Origin of the sequence: Paraburkholderia sp. OAS925, from assembly GCF_040543975.1 — a bacterium.
Lineage (GTDB): Bacteria > Pseudomonadota > Gammaproteobacteria > Burkholderiales > Burkholderiaceae > Paraburkholderia > Paraburkholderia graminis.
Window position 1 is genome coordinate 452,196 of record NZ_JBEUNO010000002.1, and the last position, 23,386, is coordinate 475,581.

Annotated in this window: 18 protein-coding genes and 2 pseudogenes; 4 read left to right on the plus strand and 16 right to left on the minus strand. The window is 63.8% G+C overall.

The genetic code is table 11. The features are described 5' to 3' along the window. Window positions 1-45 precede the first annotated feature (45 nt). The gene (locus tag ABIE53_RS20830; RefSeq protein WP_114158090.1) at window positions 46-705 is read right to left on the minus strand and encodes a 3-oxoacid CoA-transferase subunit B; all 660 of its coding nucleotides are present in this window, start codon (window positions 703-705) and stop codon (window positions 46-48) included. 13 nt (window positions 706-718) lie between these two features. Continuing rightward, window positions 719-1,427: pseudogene (locus ABIE53_RS20835) on the minus strand (3-oxoacid CoA-transferase subunit A). Between the two features lie 331 nt (window positions 1,428-1,758). Between ABIE53_RS20835 and ABIE53_RS20840 the strand changes: the two are divergent. Then, window positions 1,759-2,690: pseudogene (locus ABIE53_RS20840) on the plus strand (LysR family transcriptional regulator). A gap of 130 nt (window positions 2,691-2,820) precedes the next feature. Beyond that, on the plus strand, window positions 2,821-3,471 hold the full coding sequence (gene folE / locus ABIE53_RS20845; protein WP_053859977.1) for a GTP cyclohydrolase I FolE: 651 nt from the start codon (window positions 2,821-2,823) through the stop codon (window positions 3,469-3,471). Window positions 3,472-3,483: 12 nt separating this feature from the next. Here folE and ABIE53_RS20850 read toward each other — a convergent pair whose 3' ends face one another. Then, window positions 3,484-4,389 (minus strand): DMT family transporter, encoded by a 906-nt coding sequence (locus tag ABIE53_RS20850; protein WP_192699694.1) that lies wholly within the window; start codon window positions 4,387-4,389, stop codon window positions 3,484-3,486. Window positions 4,390-4,630: 241 nt separating this feature from the next. On the opposite strand from ABIE53_RS20850, the gene ABIE53_RS20855 reads away from it, so the two are divergent. Next, window positions 4,631-5,707 carry a VTT domain-containing protein gene (locus tag ABIE53_RS20855; RefSeq protein ID WP_192699693.1) on the plus strand — a complete coding sequence of 359 codons (1,077 nt, stop codon included), beginning with the start codon at window positions 4,631-4,633 and terminating at the stop codon, window positions 5,705-5,707. A 34-nt stretch (window positions 5,708-5,741) separates the two neighbouring features. On the opposite strand, the gene ABIE53_RS20860 is transcribed toward ABIE53_RS20855, so the two are convergent. Both ABIE53_RS20860 and ABIE53_RS20865 read right to left on the minus strand, forming a co-directional pair. Then, on the minus strand, window positions 5,742-7,316 hold the full coding sequence (locus ABIE53_RS20860) for a GGDEF domain-containing protein (RefSeq protein WP_192699692.1): 1,575 nt from the start codon (window positions 7,314-7,316) through the stop codon (window positions 5,742-5,744). Window positions 7,317-7,404: 88 nt separating this feature from the next. Then, window positions 7,405-8,286: a CHAD domain-containing protein gene (locus ABIE53_RS20865; RefSeq protein ID WP_192699691.1), complete on the minus strand. Its 882-nt coding sequence runs from the start codon at window positions 8,284-8,286 to the stop codon at window positions 7,405-7,407. Window positions 8,287-8,501: 215 nt separating this feature from the next. Between ABIE53_RS20865 and ABIE53_RS20870 the strand changes: the two genes are divergently transcribed. Next, the gene (locus tag ABIE53_RS20870; RefSeq protein WP_006049610.1) at window positions 8,502-10,088 is read left to right on the plus strand and encodes an inorganic phosphate transporter; all 1,587 of its coding nucleotides are present in this window, start codon (window positions 8,502-8,504) and stop codon (window positions 10,086-10,088) included. A gap of 177 nt (window positions 10,089-10,265) precedes the next feature. Here ABIE53_RS20870 and ppk2 read toward each other — a convergent pair whose 3' ends face one another. The 11 genes from ppk2 to ehuR all read right to left on the minus strand — a co-directional run bounded on the left by ppk2 (window position 10,266) and on the right by ehuR (window position 23,206). Next, window positions 10,266-11,192 (minus strand): polyphosphate kinase 2, encoded by a 927-nt coding sequence (ppk2, locus tag ABIE53_RS20875; protein ID WP_006049611.1) that lies wholly within the window; start codon window positions 11,190-11,192, stop codon window positions 10,266-10,268. A 108-nt stretch (window positions 11,193-11,300) separates the two neighbouring features. Further along, complete coding sequence (locus tag ABIE53_RS20880; RefSeq protein ID WP_029966810.1) at window positions 11,301-11,741, minus strand: VOC family protein; 441 nt, start codon at window positions 11,739-11,741, stop codon at window positions 11,301-11,303. Between the two features lie 164 nt (window positions 11,742-11,905). After that, a complete protein-coding gene (gene ggt / locus ABIE53_RS20885) occupies window positions 11,906-13,639 on the minus strand; it encodes a gamma-glutamyltransferase (protein ID WP_107706912.1) in 1,734 nt (577 codons plus the stop codon). A gap of 140 nt (window positions 13,640-13,779) precedes the next feature. Further along, a complete protein-coding gene (locus ABIE53_RS20890) occupies window positions 13,780-15,186 on the minus strand; it encodes an aspartate aminotransferase family protein (RefSeq protein WP_192699689.1) in 1,407 nt (468 codons plus the stop codon). 31 nt (window positions 15,187-15,217) lie between these two features. Then, window positions 15,218-16,720, minus strand: coding sequence for an NAD-dependent succinate-semialdehyde dehydrogenase (locus ABIE53_RS20895; RefSeq protein WP_192699688.1), 1,503 nt, complete (start codon window positions 16,718-16,720; stop codon window positions 15,218-15,220). A gap of 143 nt (window positions 16,721-16,863) precedes the next feature. Continuing rightward, complete coding sequence (locus ABIE53_RS20900; protein ID WP_029966818.1) at window positions 16,864-17,355, minus strand: Lrp/AsnC family transcriptional regulator; 492 nt, start codon at window positions 17,353-17,355, stop codon at window positions 16,864-16,866. A gap of 5 nt (window positions 17,356-17,360) precedes the next feature. Beyond that, complete coding sequence (doeB, locus tag ABIE53_RS20905; protein WP_192699687.1) at window positions 17,361-18,383, minus strand: N(2)-acetyl-L-2,4-diaminobutanoate deacetylase DoeB; 1,023 nt, start codon at window positions 18,381-18,383, stop codon at window positions 17,361-17,363. 5 nt (window positions 18,384-18,388) lie between these two features. Next, window positions 18,389-19,615, minus strand: a complete 1,227-nt coding sequence (doeA, locus tag ABIE53_RS20910; protein ID WP_192699686.1) for an ectoine hydrolase DoeA — start codon at window positions 19,613-19,615, stop codon at window positions 18,389-18,391. A gap of 9 nt (window positions 19,616-19,624) precedes the next feature. Beyond that, a complete protein-coding gene (locus ABIE53_RS20915; protein ID WP_029966824.1) occupies window positions 19,625-20,626 on the minus strand; it encodes a cyclodeaminase in 1,002 nt (333 codons plus the stop codon). Next, window positions 20,623-21,630 carry a hydroxyectoine utilization dehydratase EutB gene (gene eutB, locus ABIE53_RS20920; RefSeq protein ID WP_192699685.1) on the minus strand — a complete coding sequence of 336 codons (1,008 nt, stop codon included), beginning with the start codon at window positions 21,628-21,630 and terminating at the stop codon, window positions 20,623-20,625. The genes ABIE53_RS20915 and eutB overlap by 4 nt, the downstream gene beginning before the upstream one ends. Window positions 21,631-21,802: 172 nt before the next feature. Beyond that, window positions 21,803-23,206 (minus strand): MocR-like ectoine utilization transcription factor EhuR, encoded by a 1,404-nt coding sequence (gene ehuR, locus ABIE53_RS20925; protein ID WP_029966828.1) that lies wholly within the window; start codon window positions 23,204-23,206, stop codon window positions 21,803-21,805. Window positions 23,207-23,386: the final 180 nt, after the last annotated feature.

Genomic DNA, 23,386 nt, shown 5'->3' on the forward strand with positions numbered 1-23,386 from the left:
GTATGACGCGTTGCGCGTCATACTGCCCGCAGTTGTCAGCCGCGCTTAAGCGGCTCGCGCCGCCTGCGTGCCGTCGATCAGCGGCACGCCCGTGAGTTTCAGCAAGGCGTCGAAGTCGATGTCCGAGAAAATCTCGCGCACGACGAGGCCCTGGTCGGTCACGTCGATCATCGCGAGATCGGTGTAGATGCGGTCGACGCAACCGACGCCCGTCACCGGATACGTGCATTCCGCGGCGATCTTGCTTTCGCCTTGCTTGGTCAGATGCTCCATCATCACGTAGACCTGCTTCGCGCCGATCGCGAGGTCCATCGCGCCGCCGACCGCCGGAATCGCGTCGGGCGCTCCGGTGTGCCAGTTCGCCAGGTCGCCCTTCGCCGAGACCTGGAATGCGCCGAGCACGCAGAAGTCGAGGTGGCCGCCGCGCATCATCGCAAACGAATCGGCGTGATGGAAAAACGCGCCGCCCGTCAGCAGCGTGACGTGCTGCTTGCCGGCGTTGATCAGTTCGTCGTCTTCCTCGCCCTTCGCGGGCGCCGGGCCCATGCCGAGCAGGCCGTTTTCGCTGTGCAGGAAGATTTCCTTGTCGGCGGCAAGGTGGTTCGCCACCAGTGTCGGCACGCCGATGCCGAGGTTCACATACGCGCCTTCGGGAATATCCTGTGCGACGCGCTTGGCCATTTCATCGCGGGTCAGTTTCTTCATGTCGGTCTCCGGTTCAGGCTGCGGCGTCGCGCGGATTGGGTTGCGGGGCATGTGCCGCTTGCGGCACTTCGATCACGCGCTGCACGAAAATGCCCGGCGTCACGATGTTTTTCCGGGTCCAGCGCGCCGAGCGGCACCACTTCCGACACTTGCACGATGGCGGTCTTTGCGGCGCTTGCCATGATCGGCCCGAAGTTGCGAGCCGTCTTGCGATAAACGAGGTTGCCCCAGCGGTCGCCCTTATACGCTTTGATCAGTGCGAAATCCGCGTGAAGCGGCGACTCGAGCACGTAATGCCGGCCGTCGATCAGACGCGTTTCCTTGCCTTCGGCGAGCTTCGTGCCGTAGCCGGTCGGCGTGAAAAATCCGCCGATGCCCGCGCCCGCCGCGCGGATGCGCTCGGCCAGATTGCCTTGCGGCACGAGTTCGAGTTCGATTTCGCCGGCGCGATAGAGCGCGTCGAACACATACGAATCGGTCTGACGCGGAAACGAGCAGATGATCTTGCGCACGCGCTTCGCCTTCAGCAGCGCCGCGAGGCCGATGTCGCCGTTGCCCGCGTTGTTATTGACGATGGTGAGTTCGCGCGCGCCCTGCTCGATCAGCGCGTCGATCAGTTCCGACGGCATGCCGGCCGTGCCGAAGCCGCCGATCATGACGGTCGCGCCGTCGTGGACATCGGCGACGGCCGATTGAAGTGACTCGAAAATCTTGTTGATCATGTCGAATTTCCTTGAGAGGCGCTACGCGCGTCGGGCTCGCCATCGCGTTGTCGGCGCTGTTTCGCGAACCTTGCAATGTTCTTATAGCGAACACTGATTCGATTAGCGAACGATTCGAAGATTATGGTTGCGCTTGCGCCGCATTGTCAAGGCGCGGACTTTCCCTTAATCATAGGTTCCGGCAAGGCGAAGTGCGCGCCACCTGGCCGTCGCGAGCCGCCGATTCTGACCGGCAGCAAAGAAAACCCCACTATCGCGTTCGGCGATTCTTCCGCTACCCTTTATCGACACATCGAATACGAACAGCACCACGCGACCCTCGTCGAAAAGCATGTCGGACACGAACCTTGACCTGAACCTGATCCCCTACCTCGTTGCGATGGAGGACACGCGCAACGTGAGCCGCGCGGCCGAGCAACTCGGCGTGAGCCAGCCGCGCGTGAGCACGGCGCTCGGCCGGCTGCGCGAATATTTCGACGACCCGCTGTTCGTGCGCACGTCCAAAGGCATGGAGCCCACGCCGCGCGCGCTGGCGATTCTGCCCGCGGCGCGCGACGCGCTTCTGCGAATCGAAAAAGGCATGCTCGACGCGCAGGAGTTCGATCCCGACACGAGCACGCATACCTTTTCGATTGCGCTTTCCGACGTCGGCGAAATCGTCTTTTTGCCGCGGCTATTGCAGCTTTTCGCCGAGCGCGCGCCGCACGCGAATCTGCGTTCGGTGTCGCTGCCGCCCTCGCATGTGGAACGCGGGCTCGAATCGGGCGACGTCGATCTCGCGGTCGGTTACTTCCCCGATCTGTCGGGCAATAACTTCTTTCAGCAGCGGCTCTTCACGCACCGGTTCATTTGCCTGATGCGCACCGGTCATCCGCTATCAAAAGCGCCGCGCTGACGCTCGCGCAATATGTCGCGTCGGGACATGCGGTGGTGCGCGCCGAAGGACGCAGCCAGGAAGTCCTCGAACAGTACCTCGTGAAAAAGCGCATCAAGCGGCGCGCGGTGCTGGAAACGCCGCATTTCATGAGCCTGCCGTTCATCCTCGCGCGCACGGATCTGATCGCCACGGTGCCGCACGCGATCGGCTTCGCGTATGTGTCCGAGCATGCGTCGATCACGCTCGTCGAACCGCCGCTGCCGCTGCCGCGCTTCGATTTGCGGCAGCACTGGCATCGCAAGTTTCATAACGATCCGCGCGGCACGTGGCTGCGTGGCGTGGTCGCAGAACTCTTCAACGACGCGCTCGACGAGTGGCCGAAATGAAACCGTCAGCTCCGCGACGCCTGAAGGGGCATCGGCACGTTATGCCGTAAACATGGAACAATGGCTGTACTCATGAACCCGCGCGCTCCACTCCACTCGAGGTCGACGCGCGATCGCGGAGGAGCGACGGATGACCAGCAGCAAGACAGAACAAACCACAGCCACGACGACAACCGAGGCCGCGAATGGCCGCCCGAGCCGCGAGGAAGCGGAAGCAGCGGTTCGCGTGCTGCTGCGTTGGGCCGGCGACAACCCGGAGCGCGAAGGGCTCATCGACACACCGGCGCGCGTCGTGCGCTCGTATGAGGAGTTCTATGCGGGCTATCAGATCGACCCGCGCGAGATTCTCGCCCGCACTTTTTCCGAAGTGGACGGCTACGACGAGATGATCGTGCTGAAGGACATCCGCTTCGAAAGCTATTGCGAACATCACATGGTGCCGATCATCGGGCGCGCGCATGTTGCTTATTTGCCGGGACATCGCGTGGTCGGCATCTCGAAGCTCGCACGGCTCGTCGACGCATTCGCGAAGCGTCTGCAGATTCAGGAAAAGATGACGGTGCAGATCGCCGATACGCTGAACGACGTGCTGCAACCGGAGGGCGTCGGCGTAATCCTCGAAGCCTCGCATCAGTGCATGTCGACGCGCGGCGTGCATAAGGCGGGCGTGACGATGGTCACGTCGCGCATGTTGGGCACGTTCCGCACGGACCCGTCCACGCGGCGCGAGTTTCTGTCGATCGTCGGCAATCCTGGCGCGGTGGCGGTGCATAACACGTAAGCGCGGAGTCCATCACGCCACCTTCCGCGCGCCGAGCGATTGTCCAAACGTCGCGAGCATCACGGCGCCCAGCACACAGGCCACGCCCGTAAGCTGCGCCGCGCTGACTGGCTCGCGCAGCAGCAGCGCGGCCAACGCCAACGCGCTGACCGGCACGAGCGCGGTCATCAGGCCGGCTTCCGCGCCGCTGACGCGCGCCGCGCCTTCATACCAGAGAACGAAACCGGCCACCGTCGGCACCAGCGCGTAATACAGCACGCCGCCGAGAGCCGCCGCGTCGATCGGCATGTTCCAGGCTTGCTCGAAGCAGGCGGGCACGATCGAAACCGCGAAGCCGATGCCGCACATCAACGCCGACAACGGCAGCGGTGCAACCGGCGTGCGCAGCTTGCGATTGAGCAGAATGAACAGCGCCTCGCAGACAATCGCCGCGAACACCAGCAGGTTGCCAACAATAGAGCCGCCCGCGTGCGGCGCGGCGTTGTCGCCGGCATACACGGTGCACGCAAGCACGCCCGCTGTCGCCAGAACGATCGCGCCGAGCAGCGCCGGCGACGGGCGCTCGCCCAACGCGAGCATGGCCACCATCGCCGATACCGCGGGCAAGGTGCCGGCGATCACGCCGGCATCGCCGGCAGAAGCGAGCTTCATGCCGCTGATCAGCAACACCGTATAGCCGACGCTGCCCGCCGCGGCCTGCGCGATCACCAGCGCGGTGTCGCGACGGTCGAGGCGCGGCCAGCGCACGCCGCGCCAACGCATCACGAGCACGAACAACGGGAACGCAATCGCAAAGCGCAGCGCGGTCGCGCTGAACGGCGGCAAGCCGGCCGCAATGGACTTGCTGACCACCACCGTGCTGCCGACGCCGATCATCGCGAGCGCGCAGCAGATGTAGCCGACATACCGTGAATTCATCGTGCTTCTCCGGGACAAGGGACCAGCACGCAGATTAAGCATGCGGCGCGCGCAGGTCTTGAACGAAATTGCAGACCGACGCACGATGGCCGCGTGCGCGATCCATCGAGTATCCTGATTGACGAAGCACGCGAAGGAAGCATGCGAAGCCGTGCGGGAACAGGCTTTGCGTAGGCGTCGGGCCAGGCAGCCGGCAATACCGGCGCAGCCAACTTGCCAACAACAAACAGGAGCCGCTTAATTGGTCGAGTTTCCGTCGTCGGCGGTATCCACCTGGGGCGGCGCGATTGTCTTCGTCAACGTGCTGTTGACGCGCCTCGGCGTACCGATTCCCGCGGTCCCCGTGCTGCTGTTCGCCGGTTCCGCGATTGCCGCGGGCAACCTGTCGTTCTGGCCGGTGCTCTCCGCGGCCGTGCTGGGCGCGTTGATCGGTGACGGCGTCTGGTTCACCGCGGGCCGTCTTTACGGCCGCAAGCTGATCCGCGTGCTCGGCCAGATGCTGCCTGCCGTCGATGCCCGCGTCGAACAGGCGCGCGCGCTGTTCGAGCGCTTCGGCGTGCCGCTCGTGTCGATCTCGAAGTTCGTGCCTGGCCTCGCGCTGGTCACGCCGCCGCTGATGGGCACCACAGCCGTCGACGCCCGCATCTATGCGCTGTGGGACCTCACCGGCGCGATGGCGTGGGCCACGTTCTGGCTGCTGGGCGGCGCGGCGGCGGAGCGGCAGTTGCACATGCTGTTCGCGTTCGTCAGAGCGCAAGGCGGGACCGTGATCGACCTGCTGATAGCCGTCGCGTTGCTATATCTCGCGTACCGGCTAGTGATGCAGCGGCGGGCGCGGCGTGAGGCCGCTCTCATCGCCGATGGCGATGCCGACGCGGATGGCCGACGATCGCACGCATCGGGCCGCAAGCCGACACCCAAGGTACTCGACGCCCGCCCGCAAAGCGCGGCGCTCGACGCCGCGTCGCCGATTCCCGGCGCGCTCGCACTCGATCCGCACTCGCCCGAACAGATCGACTTCGCCCTGCGCGCCTACGACATGGTGATCTACTGCGTATGCCCGGACAGCGCCACCGCCGCCGAGATCAGCGTGCGGATGCGCAACTACGGCTATACGCGGATTCGCGCGCTGCATGGCGGACTCGATGCATGGCAGCGGCGCGGTTTTCCGGTGGGCTTGCTGCTCGCCGATGAGCCGTCGACGGGCAAGCTCGAGCACTCGCACGCCGAATCGGGCGGCGACGCAGACAATGCACGCACCGCGGACAACGCCGTGACGCTGCGCGGTTTTGCGCCGCGACGCAGGGCCAACGCATGAGCAACGTCGGCGCGTTGGCCGAGCGTCGTCTCGCTTACGACGGCGAGTCCGCCGCCACCGATCCCACCGCCGACCGTCCGCAAGAAACGCGATTGCGTCCCGCCGCCTTCGCGAGATAAAGCTGCCGATCGGCGGCGGCCAGCAGATCGAGCGCGTTCGCGCCCTGCGCGGGCACCATCGTCGCGCAACCGACGCTCACCGTGACCGCCACGCTGCCGTCGCCGCCATGCAAGATGTCCTGCGCCTGCACGTTGCGGCGAATTTTTTCGGCCACGGCAGCGGCGCCATCGGCTGACGTGTCCGGCAGAATCACGGCAAACTCTTCGCCGCCATAGCGCGCGACCAGATCGACGGCGCGGCGCACCGTCGACGAAATGCATTCGGCCACGGCGCTGAGCGCCTCGTCGCCGCTTGCATGGCCGTAGGTGTCGTTAAAGCGCTTGAAATGATCGATGTCGATGAAAAGCGCCGACAGCGGCTGGCCCGTGCGCCGCGCGCGCCGCCATTCCTCGTCGAGCCGGTTGTCGAGCACGCGGCGATTGCTGAGACCGGTCAGCGGATCGGTCACGGCGAGCCGCATCAGCGCGGCCTGCGCGCGCAGCTTGTCGCGCAACGCAAACGCCAGCAGCCACGACACGATCACGAACACCGTGCCGAACGCGAGCGTCAGCGCGCCGGCGATCATCGCGCGGTGGCGCCACGGCGAGAGCACGTCGTCGACGGCGGGCGCGACGGCTGCGATCAGCGGCGTGCCCGGCACATGCACGAACGTGAACATGCGTTGCACACCGTCGACGGCGGAGCGCGCCACATACGAACCGTCGCGCTGCGCGGCCATGCGCAGGAAAGTCGGCGAACCGGCGATGCTCGCGCCGATGTCGCGCGGCGAGTACGGCTTGCGCGCGATCAGCGTGCCGTCGTCCATCGCGATGAACACCGAGCCGTGCTGGCCCACGCTGATCCGGTCGAGCAGACGCTGGAAATACTCGATGCGGATCGCGAGCAATGCGACGCCGGCAAAGCCGCCGTTTTCGTCATTGATACGCCGCGTCAGACCTATCGACAACTTGCCGTCGCGCAAGCGCGAGCGAAACGGATGCGACAGATAAAGTCCCACTGCCGGATTGCGCTGATGCACGAGGAAATAGTCGCGGTCGGTGAAGCGAACGGTCGGGCTGATCTCGCCGCTTTGCGACGCGATGACCTCGCCCTTCGCACCGACGACATATGCGCCGCCGAGATACGCGGCCGTGGTCGCGCGATCGAACAGCACCGCTCGCCGAAGGTCGGGCGGCAGATCCGCGCTCAGGTGATGCTCGGCGCCGTCGACCATCGCCTGCAACGAAAGCGCGTAGATCTCGACGTTCCTTTCGAGATCGCTGGAGATGATCGAGACGAGATTCTGCGATGTCTCGCGCGCATGGTCGAGCGCGTCGGCGCGGCCGTTGAGGAGCGTGAGCAGCGTGAGGCCCGCCATCGCCACGGCGACCAGCGTGCCGGCCAGACCCGCGAGCACCGGATGATTGCCCACGTAACGCGCGACGCCGGCTGCTCCGTGCCGCAAATTTCTGCGCCAGCGCCGTCGCTGCCAATGCGCTCGATGTGCCACCTGCGCGTTGCCTCCGTTGCAAGCGGGCCCGCATGAATCGACATCGGGCCGTTATGAGTTATTTACCTTCGGACGTTACCTTCGCGCGTCACAGTTTGCGCAGCAGTCCGGCTGCCGAACGCATCCGGCGCTTGCGCTCCTTGTGCAGCCACTGCAGCACGTCCGCTGCGTCGCCCGAGCCGGCGAACAGGCCGGCGTTGTCGCGCAGCAATACTTCGCTTGCGACGATATCGTTTAGTGTCCCGAAACATTTTTGCACCTGCTTCAAACGCTTGAGCGTGCGCTTATGGCTGCCGCTCAACACCGGCTCGAAGAATTCCAGCAGATAGCGGAGCTTCTTACCGGCTTTTCTTACGTCGTGAAAAGCCGCGTAGTTCGAGCGCTTTGCGTGGCGCGCGCGTTTCGCGCGCTTCATCAGCGAACGCTCGGACGCTGCGACGCGCTTGTTGGCAAACTTGCGCAGCGGCACGCGTTCATGCGCGGTGTTGATGTCGGTGGATGCGCTCGTCAATGCCTCGCGCAGCAGATGTTTGACGTCCGCGTTCGTCAGCGTTTCGCGGCTCGTTGTGAGCGCATCGCCGCGCGCTTTCTCGAGCGTCGGCGCGACGCTGCCCGCGCCACTGTCTTCATGCCGGATCAGTTCGATCAGGATGTCCCAGTCGCGCGTCTTGCCGGCCGCTGTGGCCAGGTACTTGTAGAGCGCGCGTTGCCGGGTGTTTTCGCCCTTTTCGAGGAGCGGCGCGAAGGCCCACCACAACGAACGCAAGCGGCGCAGCGAAACGCGGAGTTTGTGCAGCGCTTCGGGCGATGGATCGTCGCGCACCGCATTGGCGTACGCGATCGCGTCGCTCACGAGCGGGGCCGCATACGATGCGAACGCCGCCTGCGCCGTCGGCTCGCTCGCGTTGGAACCGCTGGCCGCGGCGCCTGCGTCCGCTTTGCGGTTTTCCTTGTGACCGTCGCGCTTCATTGAAGCTCCCTGGAAAGTGCTGCGCGTTTCCAGCGTAGCAAAAAAGATTCCTGCATGCCGCTAGCACCCTGCCGCGCAGCGGCAAAACCGAGGCGCGATCCGCCAGCGTCGTCAGGTGCGAGCCCTTCTGTGCGAGCGCCGGCCGTTGTCATCGTACCGACACACGCGCCCAGCAGGATCGGTAGTTCCGCGACATTCTTCCAGGGGCACACGTCATGCCGGAGCTTTCATACCCGCAATCGAGCGGGGTCAGTGGCAAGGGGCGCAATCTTGGCCTCGTGGTTTTCCTCGCCGTGATCGTAGTCGGCATCGGCTATTGCAGCATGCAGCTCGTGGGCGACCTGCAACCCGTGCGCGAAGGTTCCATCCTGCCGTATCTGCTGCTCGGCGTGGCGCTGCTGATCGCGCTCGGCTTCGAATTCGTCAATGGCTTTCACGATACCGCGAACGCGGTAGCGACCGTCATCTACACGCATTCGCTCGCGCCGAATCTCGCGGTGGTGTGGTCGGGCACATGGAATTTTCTCGGCGTGCTGACTTCGAGCGGCGCGGTCGCGTTCGGCATTCTGCAACTGCTGCCGGTTGAACTGATTCTGCAAGTGGGCAGCAGCGCCGGCTTTTCGATGGTGTTCGCGCTGCTCATTGCCGCGATCATCTGGAACCTCGGCACCTGGTATTTCGGCTTGCCGTCGTCGAGTTCGCATACGCTGATCGGCTCGATCATCGGCGTCGGCCTGATGAATCAATTGATGCATGGCGCGAGCGGCACGAGTGGCGTGGACTGGAACCAGGCGCTGGGCGTCGGCAAGTCGCTGCTGTTTTCGCCGCTCATCGGCTTTCTCGCGGCCGGCCTGCTGTTGATGATCCTCAAAGCCGTTGTGCGCGTGCCCGCACTTTACGCCGAACCGAAGGGCAAGGAGCCGCCGCCGTTCTGGATTCGCAGCCTGCTGATTCTGACCTGCACGGGCGTCTCGTTTGCGCACGGTTCGAACGACGGCCAGAAGGGCATGGGCCTCATCATGCTGATCCTGATCGGCACCGTACCGACGGCGTATGCGTTGAACAAGGCCGTCACGCCCGCCGAAACGCAGACCTTCGTCGCGGTCGCCCAGCAAACGTCGGCCGCGCTTGCGCGCTATACGAACGGCGCGCCGCCGTCGGCCAATCCGCGCGCCGATGTCGAAGCCTATGTGCGCACGCATCAACTCACGCCTGCAACCGTGCCCGCGCTAAAACAACTGACGGACGTGATCGCGCAGCAGGTCGGCGCCTCGGGTTCGATGGCCGGCGTACCGCAAGGCATCGTCGATAACGTGCGCAACAACATGTATGTCGCGTCGGAAGCGATCCGCCTGATGAACAAGGCGAAGCAACCGGCGTTCGCACCGGAAGACGCGAAGGCCATCGACAACTTCAAGGCGCAAACGGATCACGCCACCAAGTTCATTCCGACGTGGGTCAAGGTCGCGGTCGCGATTGCGCTGGGCCTGGGCACGATGGTCGGATGGAAGCGGATCGTCGTGACTGTCGGCGAAAAAATCGGCAAGCAGCATTTGACGTACGGACAGGGCGCGTCCGCCGAACTGGTCGCGATGATGACGATTGGCGCGGCCGATATGTACGGTCTGCCGGTTTCGACGACTCACGTGCTGTCTTCCGGCGTGGCGGGCACGATGGCCGCGAACGGCTCGGGCTTGCAATGGGCGACGGTGCGCAGCCTCGTGCTCGCGTGGGTGCTGACGCTGCCGGTATCGATCGCGCTCGCGGCGGGGTTGTATTGGGTGTTTCGGGCGGTGTTTTGAGGTGCTGTGCAGCTTCGCTCAGACCGCAGTGGTTTAGCGCCGCTGCTGCGGTCTGAAGGCGCCGACATGATGCTGATGAGATTTGAGGCGATTAAGGCCCGCATTCGCCTCAAATCATGAGTCGATTAAAAGGCGCGCGCTTCTGAGTCGATCGCGCGCACGTAATCGACTCCCCCCTCAATAAACCTCAGGCACGATCATCGAAGCCGGCACCGGCTGGCGGCTGTACTCGTCGTGATAAACACGCGCCGGCAGTTCGACACGCGGATGCTCGATCTCGTGATACGGCACCTGGTTCAGCAGATGCTGGATGCAGTTCAGCCGCGCGCGCTTCTTGTCGACGGCCTGCACGACCCACCACGGCGCCTCGGGAATATGCGAGCGCTGCAGCATCACTTCCTTCGCCTGCGTATAGGCCTCCCAGCGGCGCCGGCTTTCCAGATCCATCGGACTGAGCTTCCACTGTTTCAGCGGATCGTGAATGCGGTTTTGAAAGCGGATTTCCTGCTCTTCGTCGGTGATCGAAAACCAGTACTTGACGATCTGCACGCCGCTGCGCACCAGCATCTTTTCGAACTCCGGCACGGAGCGGAAGAACTCTTCGTATTCGTCGTCGGTGCAAAAATTCATCACGCGCTCGACGCCCGCGCGGTTGTACCAGCTCCGATCGAACAGCACCATCTCGCCGCCGGCCGGCAGATGCGACACATAGCGCTGGAAATACCATTGCGTGCGCTCGCGATTGTTCGGCGCCGGCAGCGCCGCGACGCGGCACACGCGCGGATTGAGCCGCTGCGTGATGCGCTTGATCGCGCCGCCCTTGCCCGCGGCATCGCGTCCTTCGAAAATGACCACAAGGCGATGCCCCGTCTCCACGATCCAGTCCTGCAGCTTGACCAGTTCGCCCTGCAGGCGGAACAACTCGCGGAAGTACATCTTGCGTGCTTCGCGGTTCTCCGGCGTGAAGGCTTCCGAACCGTCGAGTATGCGGTCGTCGACCTCCATCTCGAGTTCCTCGTCGTACGCGTCGATGAGGTCCTCCTCGAAACGGCGTTGCCGCTCAGTCAGCAACTCGGCTTCGGGTCTCGGGTCCTGCTCTTTCATTGCGGCTCTCCTGACGACGGAAATGATCGGGCGCGCGGCGGCAAGCGCGACGCGGACGCGCCCGATTATCGGTGCGCCCGGTGTCAGCCGTGTTACCGTTCAGCCGTTTCATGATAGCGAGTTTTTCGCCGACGCCCGCGCGTCGCGCAACGGTTTCGCGAAGCTGAGTTCGTGGCCGTCCGGATCGCTGATATGAAAATAGCGCTCGCCCCAGGGCGCATCGGACGGCTCCAACGACGGCTCGAAGCCCGCCGCCAGCGCTTTGCGATAAACCGCGTCGACATCGGACACATAGACGATGACGCGGCCCCACCAGCTAACCGGCGCACGCGGATCGGCGATCAGATTCAGATACGTTCCGCCGAATTCGAACGACGTAAACGCCGCTTCTTCTCCGCCGAATTTGAGCGGGAAGCCGAGAGCCTGATAGAAGCGCACCGCTTGCCGCATGTCGCCGGTGGCGAGCGTAATCGCGCTGAGCGACTCGATGCGCGGCTCGGCATCGGACGATGGTGCAGGCACATCTGAAGGCGTGGCAGACGAATTCATGGTGGCTCACTCCCTGGGTAGCGGCCGCGAACGGCGCGCGAGTACCGGAAAGTGTCTCACACGGCACGGAAAAAAGACCCCGGGCTCTTTCGAGCGCGAGGTCTTCCGTTAATTGTGAGCGGCACATCTCAACCCATGCACCGCTCACACAATCCGCACAACGCTTACTGGATAATCCGCGTCACGCCACGGCCACGCGGATCGGCTGCCGGTTCGGGCGTGTTGTCGTTGATCTTGATCGCCTGAATGTCGCCGTTGAAATTCTGCGCCTTCAGCGTATAGCCCTTTGCTTCGACGGCCTTTGCAAGCTCGCCGTCGATCGGCATATACGGCTCCCAGAAAATCGTGTTCGGCGGCAGCAACTGATGATGGAAACGCATCGCGGCGACCGCTTCCGGCAGCGGCATATTGAAGTCGTAGACGTTGTTGATCACCTGGAAGATCGACGTGAAGATGCGCGAGCCGCCCGGCGTGCCGATGACAAGCGACACCTTGCCGTCTTTCGTCAGAATGGTCGGGCTCATGGACGAAAGCGGGCGCTTCTTCGGTTCGATCGAATTGGCGTCGCTGCCCACCACGCCGAACATGTTGGCCACGCCCGGCTTCGCGGAGAAGTCGTCCATCTCGTCGTTCAGCACGATACCCGTGCGATCGGCGACCACGCCCGAGCCGAAGTAACCGTTCACGGTGTACGTGTTCGACACCGCGTTACCCCACTTGTCGACGACCGAGAAATGCGTGGTTTCCGCTTTCTCCGGCATCGACGTGCCGAGTCCCGGCTGCACGCTCTTCGTGTCCGACGGCGTTTCCGTATTGACTTCAGCGGCGCGCTTCGCGATGTAGGCGTCGTCGGTCAGTTGCGCGACGGGCACCTTGTAGAAGTCCGGATCGCCGAGATATTGCGCACGGTCCGCGAATACGCGCTTTTCGATTTCCGCGATCAGATGAATGTATTGCGGCGAATTGAGCGGCACCTCCTTGAAGTCGTCCGCGCGATCGGCTTTCATCTTCAGTAGTTGCACGAGGCCGATGCCGCCCGAACTCGGAGGCGGCGCGGTGTACACGCGGTAGCCTTTCCAGTCGGCCTGAATCGGCTGACGCCATACAGCCTTGTACTGCTGCAAGTCGGCCTTGGTGATGAGGCCGTGACCGCGCATGGACTCGGCGATCAGATCAGCCGTCTTGCCCGAATAGAAATCTTTCGCGCCCTGATCGGAAATCCGCTGCAATACGGCGGCGAGATCCGGTTGCTTGAAGTTGACGCCCTGCTTCATGTTGCCGAAGTACGTGTCGAAGTTCGTCTTGCCGGCGAATTCCTTGGCCGCCGCATCGCGGCGCTCCTGCAATTGCTCGCTGACCACGAAGCCGTCGCGCGCATAGTGGATGGCCGGCGCCAGCACCTGCTTCCATTTGAGCTTGCCGAAGCGGCGCTGCGCCTGCCACATGCCGTCGACGGTGCCGGGCACGCCCACCGCGCGATAACCGTACAGGCTCATGCCCTTGATGACCTCGCCCTTATCGTCGAGGTACATGTTCTTCGTTGCCGCCAGCGGCGCGCGCTCGCGATAGTCGAGAAAGTACGGCTTGCCGGCCACGTACAGCGTCATGAAACCGCCGCCGCCGATGTTGCCCGCTTCCGGATAAGTCACGGCAAGCGTGAAGGCGATGGCGACCGCGGCATCGACCGCATTGCCGCCTTCCTTGAAGATCTGTTCGGCGGCATCCGCGCTGTACTCGTCGGCGACCGCGATGGCGGACGCGGTGAGAACCGCGGGCTGCGCTTTGACGGGCGGCTTCGCGACGGCCGGCGTGGCCTCGAGAAAGCCGAAGGAAACAGACAACACAGTGGCCAGTGCGAACACGCTGGCCGACGATCTGGCGTTGCGGAACAACCTCATTGTTAATCCCCCAAGACGACTGTTTCACCTGACGATAACGACAGTTCCCTTGGGCTTATAACATGCGAAGCGCCTCTTTGCGAAGCCGCGCAAATCCGTAAGGCACCTGCTGCGGCACACAAAGAGGCGTATGGCTTCGATTAAACAGCAGCCGCGGGCGTGAGAACCTGCGAGGCCACTTCATCCACTGCGGCGCGAGCGAGCTTGACGATTTCGTCGACCTCGCCGCGCGAAGTCACGAGCGGCGGCGCGAAACCGAGAATGTCGCCATGCGGCATCGCGCGCGCAATCAGCCCGCGTTGCAACGCAGCAGCCGACACGCGCGGGCCGACCTTCAGCGCCGGATCGAACGGACGGCGCGCGTCCTTGTCGGCCATGAATTCGAGCGCGGCCAGCATGCCCACACCGCGCACTTCGCCGACGAGCGGATGCGAATCGAACGCGGCATGCAATTGCTCGAGCAGATACGCGCCGGTTTGCGCCGCGTTTTGCGTAAGATTCTCGCGCTCGAGAATATCGAGGTTCGCCAGCGCCGCTGCCGCGCAGATCGGATGTCCCGAGTAGGTCCAGCCGTGCCCCATCGGACCGAATTCCTGCGAAGCCTTGTCGATCACATCCCACACGCCTTCGCTCACAATCACGCCGGAGAGCGGCGCATACGCGCTCGTCAAACCCTTCGCGACGGTGATGAGGTCGGGCGTCATGCCGTAGTGCTGCGCGCCCATCTTCGAGCCGAGACGGCCGAAGCCGCACACCACTTCGTCGGAGATCAGCAGGATGTCGTGCTTCTTCAGCACCTCTTGGATTGCGGGCCAATAGCCGGCAGGCGGCGGCAGAATGCCGCCCGTTCCCATGACCGGTTCGCCGATGAACGCAGCGATCGTGTCGGCGCCTTCACGCGCGATCAGTTGCTCGAGTTCCTCGACGCAATACGCGACGAACTGCGTTTCGTTCATGCCGGCCGGCGCATTGCGATACCAGTGCGGACACGTGGTGTGCTTGACGCGCTCGATCGGCAGGTCGAAGTATTGATGAAAACTCGGCAGACCCGTGAGGCTGCCCGTCACGATGCCCGAGCCGTGATAGCCGCGCTGCCGCGAGATGATCTTCTTCTTGTTCGGCCGGCCCTTCACGTTGTTGTAGTACCAGACGAGCTTGATCTGCGTTTCGTTCGCGTCCGAGCCCGACATGCCGTAGTACACCTTCTTCATGCCCTGCGGCGCCCAATCGATAATGCGCGACGACAGTTCGATGATCGTATCGGTCGAGTGGCCGACATACGTGTGATAGTAGGCGAGCTTCTTCGCCTGCTCGTAAATGGCCTCGGCAACTTCAGTGCGTCCATAGCCGATGTTCACGCAATAGAGACCCGCGAAGGCGTCGATAAAAGACTTGCCTTGATGATCTTCAATGCGGATGCCTTTTGCGCCCGTCACAATGCGGCCCGGCAGCGCGCCGCTCGCATGGTCGTGAGCATGCGTCGACGGGTGCATGAAATGCGCGCGGTCGGCGCTGAAGAGTTGATCGAGTTGTTCGGGCTGAGTCATCAAATGCTCCTTCGTTGAATGCGTGAATGAGTTAGGCGGCCGCGGCGCTGCGAGCGGGCAGGCTTTGCGTCACCGGCAAGCCGAGTTGGCCGAGGCAGAAATAGCGTGTTTCCACAAAAGGTTCGAAGCCTTCGGCGCCGCCTTCGCGGCCGAGTCCCGACGACTTGATGCCGCCGAACGGAATCGGCGCACCCGTGAACTTCGCGCCGTTCACCGAGACCATCGCGAAGTCGAGGCGCCGAATCAGTTGAAAGACCGTGTTCAGATCGCGCGCGCAGACATATGCGGCAAGACCGTACTCGGTGTCGTTCGCGCGCTCGATTACTTCGTCCAGCGAATCAAATGGCGTGAGTGCGGAAATCGGCGCGAAGTTTTCTTCGTCGTAGATGCGCATGCCAGGCGCGGCGTCGGCCACCACGGTCGGCTCGAAGAACCAGCCGCCGCGTTCGTGCGCCGATCCGCCAACCGTGATGCGCGCGCCCTTGGCTTGCGCATCGGCGACGCGCTGCCTGGTCGCGTCGAATGCGGCTTGATGCATCAGCGGGCCGACGTCCACATCGGCTTCGAATGCCGAGCCCACTTTCAATGCGCGAACCGCGTCGCTGTATCGCGTGACGAACGTCTCGTACAACGGACGCGCAACGAAAATGCGATTGGCCGCGCAGCAATCCTGGCCCGACGTCTGGAATTTCGCGGCGATGGCGACGCGCACGGCCTGTTCGAGGTCGGCGTCTTCGGTGACGATGAACGGCGCGTTGCCACCCAGTTCCAGCGCCGTCTTCTTGATGCCCGCGTTTGCGACGGCCTGCATCACGAGCCCGCCGACGCGAGTCGAACCGGTGAAGCTCACCGAGCGCACGCGTGAATCCCCAACGAGCGTTTGCATCGCCATCTGCGGCTCGCCGAGCACCACGTTGAATACGCCCGCTGGAAAACCGGCTTCTTCGGCGAGTTGAGCGAGCGCGAGCGCGGAGAACGGCGTTTCGTGCGCGGGCTTCACGACGACCGTACAACCGGCCGCGAGCGCGGCGGCCGCCTTGCGCGTGATCATCGCGCAAGGGAAATTCCACGGCGTGATCAACGCGGCAACGCCCACCGGTTCGATCACGGTGCCGAGTTGCGCGCCGTCGATATGCGTGGGAATGGTGCGCCCATTCAGACGCCGCACTTCATGCGCGAACCATTCGACGAAGCTCGCGCCATACGCAATCTCGCCGCGTGCTTCGGCGAACGGCTTGCCCTGTTCGAGCGAGAGAATCGCCGCAAGGTCGTGCTGATGGCGCAGGATCAGTTCGTGCCAGCGCAGCAGCAGCGCCGAGCGCTTCGCGACCGGCAGCCAGCGCCACGCGGAAAAGGCGCGCTGTGCGGCATCGACGGCTTCGGTGATCTGCGCCGCGTCGAGCATCGGCACATGCCCGAGCACTTCCTGATCCGCGGGATTGCGCACGGCGACACTTGCCGCGCTTGCGCTATGCACCCAGCGCCCGTCGACGTAACACAGCGATTTGAACAGAACCGGATGACCCAGCAACATGACGACCTCCTGTGTGCGATGTATGTCTGTCACTGTACGTTGAGCGGCCTCGCGGTTTTTTCGGTTCGCGTGCGCCGAAGCCGGCGTTTTTTCCGTAATGCGCGGCGGCGCGTGGTGTTTTTTCGGCAGCGTCGCCGCGTGCTTCAACTGTCGTCGCCGGACGATTCGTCGGCCCAGTCGGGCACACCTTCGGGCATGCTTTTCACGACCTTCGTGACGATGTACGTGAAGTACTTTTCGATACCCAGTTCAGCCGTGAGCAAGGAATCGATAAACCGCTGATAGTGGTCGATGTCGCGCGCCATCACGTGCATCACATAGTCGACGCCGCCGCCCGTCGCATGGCATTGCACGACTTCGGGCGACGCGCCAATGCGTTCCTCGAAACGCCGCATGTCCTGCGCGGTATGCCGCGCGAGCGTGACCTCAACCACCACGCGCGCGCCCTTGAACGCGCGCAGCCAGTCGACGTCCGCGCGGTAACCGCGAATCACGCCGCTGTCTTCGAGGCGCTTGACGCGCTCCCATGCCGGCGAAATCGACAGATTGATTTCTTCCGCGAGGCGCGACTTCGTGATGCGTCCGTCGCGCGCAAGAATCCGCAGAATCGCCAGGTCGTAGCGGTCGAGTTTCATCGCGCTCAGACGCTCACCGGTATGCCGCGCTCGACGACATCGGCGACCACCGCAACCGTATCGCCGATGCGCACAAGGCCCGGAAAATGCCGCGCCGCGAGCAGACCGCCGCGGCGTGCACGATATTCGACCGGCGCAACGCCCGTGCGTGACGCATCGTAGATTCGCGCGATCACCTCGCCGCTTTCCACCATCTCGCCGAGGTCCTTGCACAATTCGAGAAGGCCATCGTGTTCGCTCGTGGTGAAGCAGGTGCCGTCGGGCATATCGAGCAATGTGGTGGTGCGTGCCGCTTGCTCGCCCGGTTCCTGAACGAGAATGCCCGCGTGCTGCAAAAATCCTCGCACGCCGCGAACGGCGATCGCAACGCTTTGCGCGGTGGCCGTGCCGCCGCCGCCGAGTTCCGTCGATACGAAAACCTTGCCCGCTTCCTCGGCCGCGGTATCGAAGAGTCCAACGCTGTCCAGTTCCAGCATACGCATCGAATAAGGAGCGCCGAATGCGCGCATCGCCGCTTCGCAGCGCGCCTGCTGCCGCTCGTCGGATAGCAGATGGATCGCGGCGAACGGCACGAAATCCAGCGTGCGGCCGCCGGCGTGCAGATCGAGCACATAGTCGGCGAGCGGCAGCAAATGGCGCTGAAAATAATCGGCGATCTTTTCGGTGACGGTGCCGTCCGGCTTGCCCGGAAAACTGCGGTTCAGATTGCCGCGATCGATCGGCGACGTGCGACTGCCCGCGCGAAACGCCGGGTAGTTCATGAACGGCACGATAATCACGCGGCCTTTCACGTCCGCGGCTCTGAGCGTCGACGCGAGTTGTGAAAGCGCGATCGGTCCTTCGTATTCGTCGCCGTGATTGCCGCCTGTGAGCAACGCGGTCGGCCCTTCGCCGTTGCGAATCACGGTGACGGGAATCATCACGGCGCCCCACGCGGACGCATCGTGCGAATGCGGCAGTTTTAGAAAGCCATGCTGTTCGCCGTCGACATTGAAGTCGACGGTCGGCTGAATAGGCGAGGCGCGCATATGCACTACTCCTTCACGAACAGCTTGCGCGGCGTATTGCAGAACGTCTCGACACCGTTCTCCGTGATCAGGATGCTTTCGGTAATTTCGAGTCCCCAATCGTCGAGCCACAGGCCCGGCATGAAGTGAAACGTCATGCCCGGTTCGAGCACGGTCTTGTCGCCTGGACGCAGACTCATGGTGCGCTCGCCCCAATCGGGCGGATAGCTCGCGCCGATCGGATAACCGCAGCGGCTGTTCTTTTCGATGCCGTATTTATGCAACATCGCGAAGAATGCGTTGGCGATGTCCTCGCAGGTGTTGCCTGGTTTGGCCGCGGCAAGACCGGCCTCGATGCCTTCGACCACCGCGCGTTCGCCGTCGATGAAATGCTTGGGCGGCTTGCCGAGAAACACCGTGCGCGACTGCGGACAGTGATAGCGCTTGAAGCAGCCGGCGATTTCGAAGAACGTGCCCGCGCCTTTCGCGAACGGCGTGTCGTCCCACGTGAGATGCGGAGCGGCGGCGTCCGCGCCGGTCGGCAGCAGCGGCACGATGGCCGGATAGTCGCCGCCGTAACCGTCCACGCCGCGAATGCCCGTCGAATAGATCTCGGCCACCAGATCGTTCTTGCGCATGCCCGGCTCGATTCGCTCGACAATGCGCTCATGCATCGCCTCGACAATACGCGCCGCCACGCGCATATATTCGATTTCACGCGGCGACTTCACCGCACGTTGCCAGTTCACGAGGCTCGTCGCGTCATGCCACTTCGCGTTGGGCAGATGCTGGACGAGCGAGCGGTAAGCCGCTGCGCTGAAATAGTAGTTATCCATTTCGACGCCGATCCTGAGCGCGCCCCAGCCGCGCGCTTCAATCACATCGCGCGCGAGGTAGTCCATCGGATGACGCACGGCGGACTGCACATAATGATCGGGATAACCAACTATATGGTCGTGCTGCATGAACACCGTGCGCTTCGCGCCGTTTGCGTCCTGACCGCGGCCGAACCATACCGGCTCGCCGTCGAGCGCAAGCAGCACGCATTGGTGCACGTAGAACGACCAGCCGTCGTAGCCGGTCAGCCACGCCATATTGGTCGGGTCCGACACGATCAGCAGTTCGATCCCGGCGGCCTGCATCGCCTTGCGGGTCTTGCCGATACGTGCGTGGTATTCCGCTCGTTCGAACGGCAGGCGTACAGCCAACGCCTGATCGCTCACATTGCGTTCCAGTTGAGTTGTCTCGGACATCGTCCCCTCTTAGCGCTCTACATCGTTACGAAAAACGGTTCCTGCGTTCGCGGCTCGCGCGCGCTGCAAGGCGAGCGCGGCGATCGCCGTGTCCTGTGCGCCGGTGCCGGTGAGATCGCAGATCGTCACGTCCGTATCGCTCGTCCGGCCCACGGCCTTGCCCGCGATCACTTCGCCCAGCTCGGCAATCGACGCGTCGGCCTTGATCGCGCGCGCATTCAGCGCATGATGCAATTCGCCCAGTACGCGGGTTTGCTGCACGCGATCGCAGATGTAGCGCGCCGCCGCCAAAGCGGCCGGCGCGATCTCATTCTTGTGCTCGGCGTCCGAGCCCATTGCGGTGATATGCAAACCGGCGTGCAGATGCGCGGCTTCGATCAGCGGCGTGCGGCTCGGCGTCGTCGTGATCGCGACGTCCGCTTCGGCCAGCGCATGAGCGACATCGCGTGCGGCTTCGCAGCGCACGCCGAGCGTTGCGGTCATCTCTTCGGCAAACCGTTCTGCGTTGGACCGATTGCGCGCCCACACGCGAACGTGTTCGACGCGGCGCACCAGCATCAGCGCCTGCAATTGCAGACGCGCCTGTTCGCCCGCGCCGAGCACCGCGACTTGCGGCGTGTGCTGCTTCGCGAGCCAGCGCGCCGCGACCGCGCCGGCGGCTGCGGTACGCACCGCCGTCAGATAGCCGTTATCGAGCAGCACCGCTTCGGTCAGGCCGGTCTTCGCGGACAGCACCAGCATCAAGCCATTCAGGCTCGGCAAACCGAGCGCCGGGTTATTAAAGAAGCCCGGACTCACCTTGATCGCGAAGCTGTCGAAGCGCGGCAGATAAGCGGTCTTGACATCGACCTCGCCGTTTTGCGCGGGCAGATCGAGACGCAAGATCGGCGGCATCGCGACATCTTCCGTGGCCAGCGCGAGGAAGGCGGCTTCGACCTGATCGATTGCCGCGAGATCGAGCGGCACCAGTTCGCGAAGCTGCGCTTCGCCGAGCAATGTGATGGACGTCATGAGCTTTGATGAGAATGGGATTGCGCGGGCATCGCACTGACGATGCGGCGATGCAGATCGATGTCGATATTCGCGCCGGTCACGATGATGACCAGCGGGCCGCGTTCAGCACGCGTGTCGTGCAGCAAGCCGTCGAGCAGCGCGGCGATGCCGACTGCGGCCGCGCCTTCCACGACGAGACGCTCATGCTGATAGGCATGCACGATGCCGCGCGCAATCGAGTCCTCATCGAGCAACAACGTGTTGTCGATGAGATCGCGCGTGAGCTGGTACGTATAGCGGTTTTCGAGGCCGATGCCGCCGCCGAGCGAATCGGCCAGCGTATCGAGTTCCTCGACAAGCACGGGCCGTCCGGCTGCGAGACTCGCATGCATCGCTGCGCCGCGCGCCATCGTCACGCCGGTCATGCGAATCGCGCGATTCGCGCTTCGGGCCGCGAACGCGACGCCTGCAAACAGACCGCCGCCGGACAACGGGACGGCGATATGCGCGACGTCCGGCAACGCTTCGACGATCTCGAGCCCGATGGTCGCCTGCCCCGCGATCACGTTGAGATCGTCGAACGGGGGCACATAAGCAAAGCCTTCTTCGCGCACGAGCCGCAGCGCTTCGTGTTCCGCATCGTCCTGGCTCTTGCCGACAATGCGCACTTGCGCGCCGAGCGCGCGCACGGCCTCTACTTTGTTGCCGGGCACGAGCGCCGACATGCAGACCGTCGCCTCGATACCGAGCGCGCGCGCCGCATGCGCCACCGCACGCCCATGATTTCCCGTCGATGCAGTGACGACCTTGCGACAGCCCTGCTCGACAAGTTGAGCGAGCGCGTTGGTCGCGCCGCGCAGCTTGAAGCTGCCGGCGGGCTGCACCGTTTCGAGCTTGAGGAACACCGGCGCACCGGCAATGGCCGACAGGCTCGGCGATTTGATGAGCGGCGTGCGCAACACGCGCCCCTCGATACGGCGACGCGCGCGATAGACATCGGCCAGCGACAGAACAGCGGACATGAACTCGGCCCTGCACGAAAGGGTTAATTCGATGCCTGCGCTGCTTCACGACGACTAACGCGTCATGCCGGCTGCGGCCGCATCGTTTCGAATCGAGCCCAGTCTAATGTTCTAAAAAACGATTTCTATTGTCCTAGTTCATTTCGCGCACACTGCGCGAGCCATGCAGCGTTTATGTGAAATCGTGCACCTGAGGATACTGCTCGAACACCTCGCGCATCGTGTCGAGCGCCGCCTTGTAGGTATCGTCGCTCACTTCCGCGCCGACACACACGCGCACTGCGTTCGGCCGGTCCGCGCCGCGCACGAGAAACGGATCGGCGGAAGTCACCGCGATGTCGCGATTGCGCAGTTCCCGCACGAGCCGCTCCGCCTGCCAGTGCTCGGGCACGCGCAGCCACGCGGACAACGCTTGCGGATGCGCGCCAAGCACATAGCCGCCGAGCGTTTGCTGAAGCAACGCCTGGCGTCGTCCGAGCCGTTCGCGCTGAACCTGCACGAGGCGCTCCGCTGTGCCGTCGACGATCCAGCGCGTCGCGACCTCGGCCATCGGCGACGTGGCCATCCAGCTACTCACGCGCAACACGCTTTCCGCGCGCAGCGCGAGTCGCCGCGGCGTGGTCAGATAGCCGATGCGCAAGCCCGTCAGCACCGACTTCGTCATGCTCGTGCAGTAGAACGACAACTCGGGGATGAGGCTCGCAATCGGCGTCGCGGCCTTGGCGGGCAACGGTCCGTAGACGTCGTCCTCGATCACGTACACGCCGTAGCGCTCGGCGATCCGCGCGATCGCGCGGCGGCGCGAGTCGGGCATCATCGCGACAGTGGGATTGTTCAGCGTGGGCGTGCAGACGAGCGCACTGATCCGCTCGCTGTCGCACATCTCTTCGAAATGCTCGGGATGGATGCCGTATTCGTCGATCTCGAGTCCCTTGAGCGTGAAGCCGAGCACGTTGGCCGAGCCGATCACGCCGTGATCCGTGAGGCTTTCGCACAGCACGGTATCGCCGGGACCGACGAGCGACGCGAGCGCGAGAAAGATGCCGTGCGCCGCGCCGTTCGTCACGAGCAGCGTATCCGCCGAAGCCGGCATGCCCAACGACGCGAGCCACGCCACGCCCGCCTGCCGATGATGCTCGAAGCCCGCGATCGGCCGGAATGCGCGAATCCACGGCTGGTCGTCGAGCGTGGACAGCGTCGCGCAGACCTTGCGCCACATCGCATCGTGCTCGGGCGTATGAATGATGCGCGCAATCGAAAAGTCGACCACCGAGCGCTCGGCCGTATCGAGCATGTAGTTCGACATGGTTTCCGTGACGCGCGCCGCAACGAAACTGCCGCGCCCGACCTCGCAGCGAATCAGCCCTTGCCGTTCGAGTTCCTTATAGGCGTTGGTCACCGTCTGCACGCTGATCGCGAGTTCCGCGGCGACATCGCGTTGCGGCGGCAGCCGCGCGCCCGCAGGCAGCGACGCGCTTTCTATATCGCCCGCAATCGCCTTCACCAGCCGTTTGTATTTCGACTCCACGCCGTGCACCGCACGCACCGCATCACGCCACTGCCCAATCACTTGCATCCTCCGTCATTCGATGTCGCGAGCCCGTGCGACGAGTTACTGCGCCCGTCCTGTCGTCGTATACCCTTGCCCGACAGCCGCGTATAAGCCCGCCGCGCCGCCTATTCCCGCTTCCCATACTGCCGCGAAACAGGCCCGGAAAATTATTGTCCTAGAGCAATCGGATTAAAAAATTGGCTT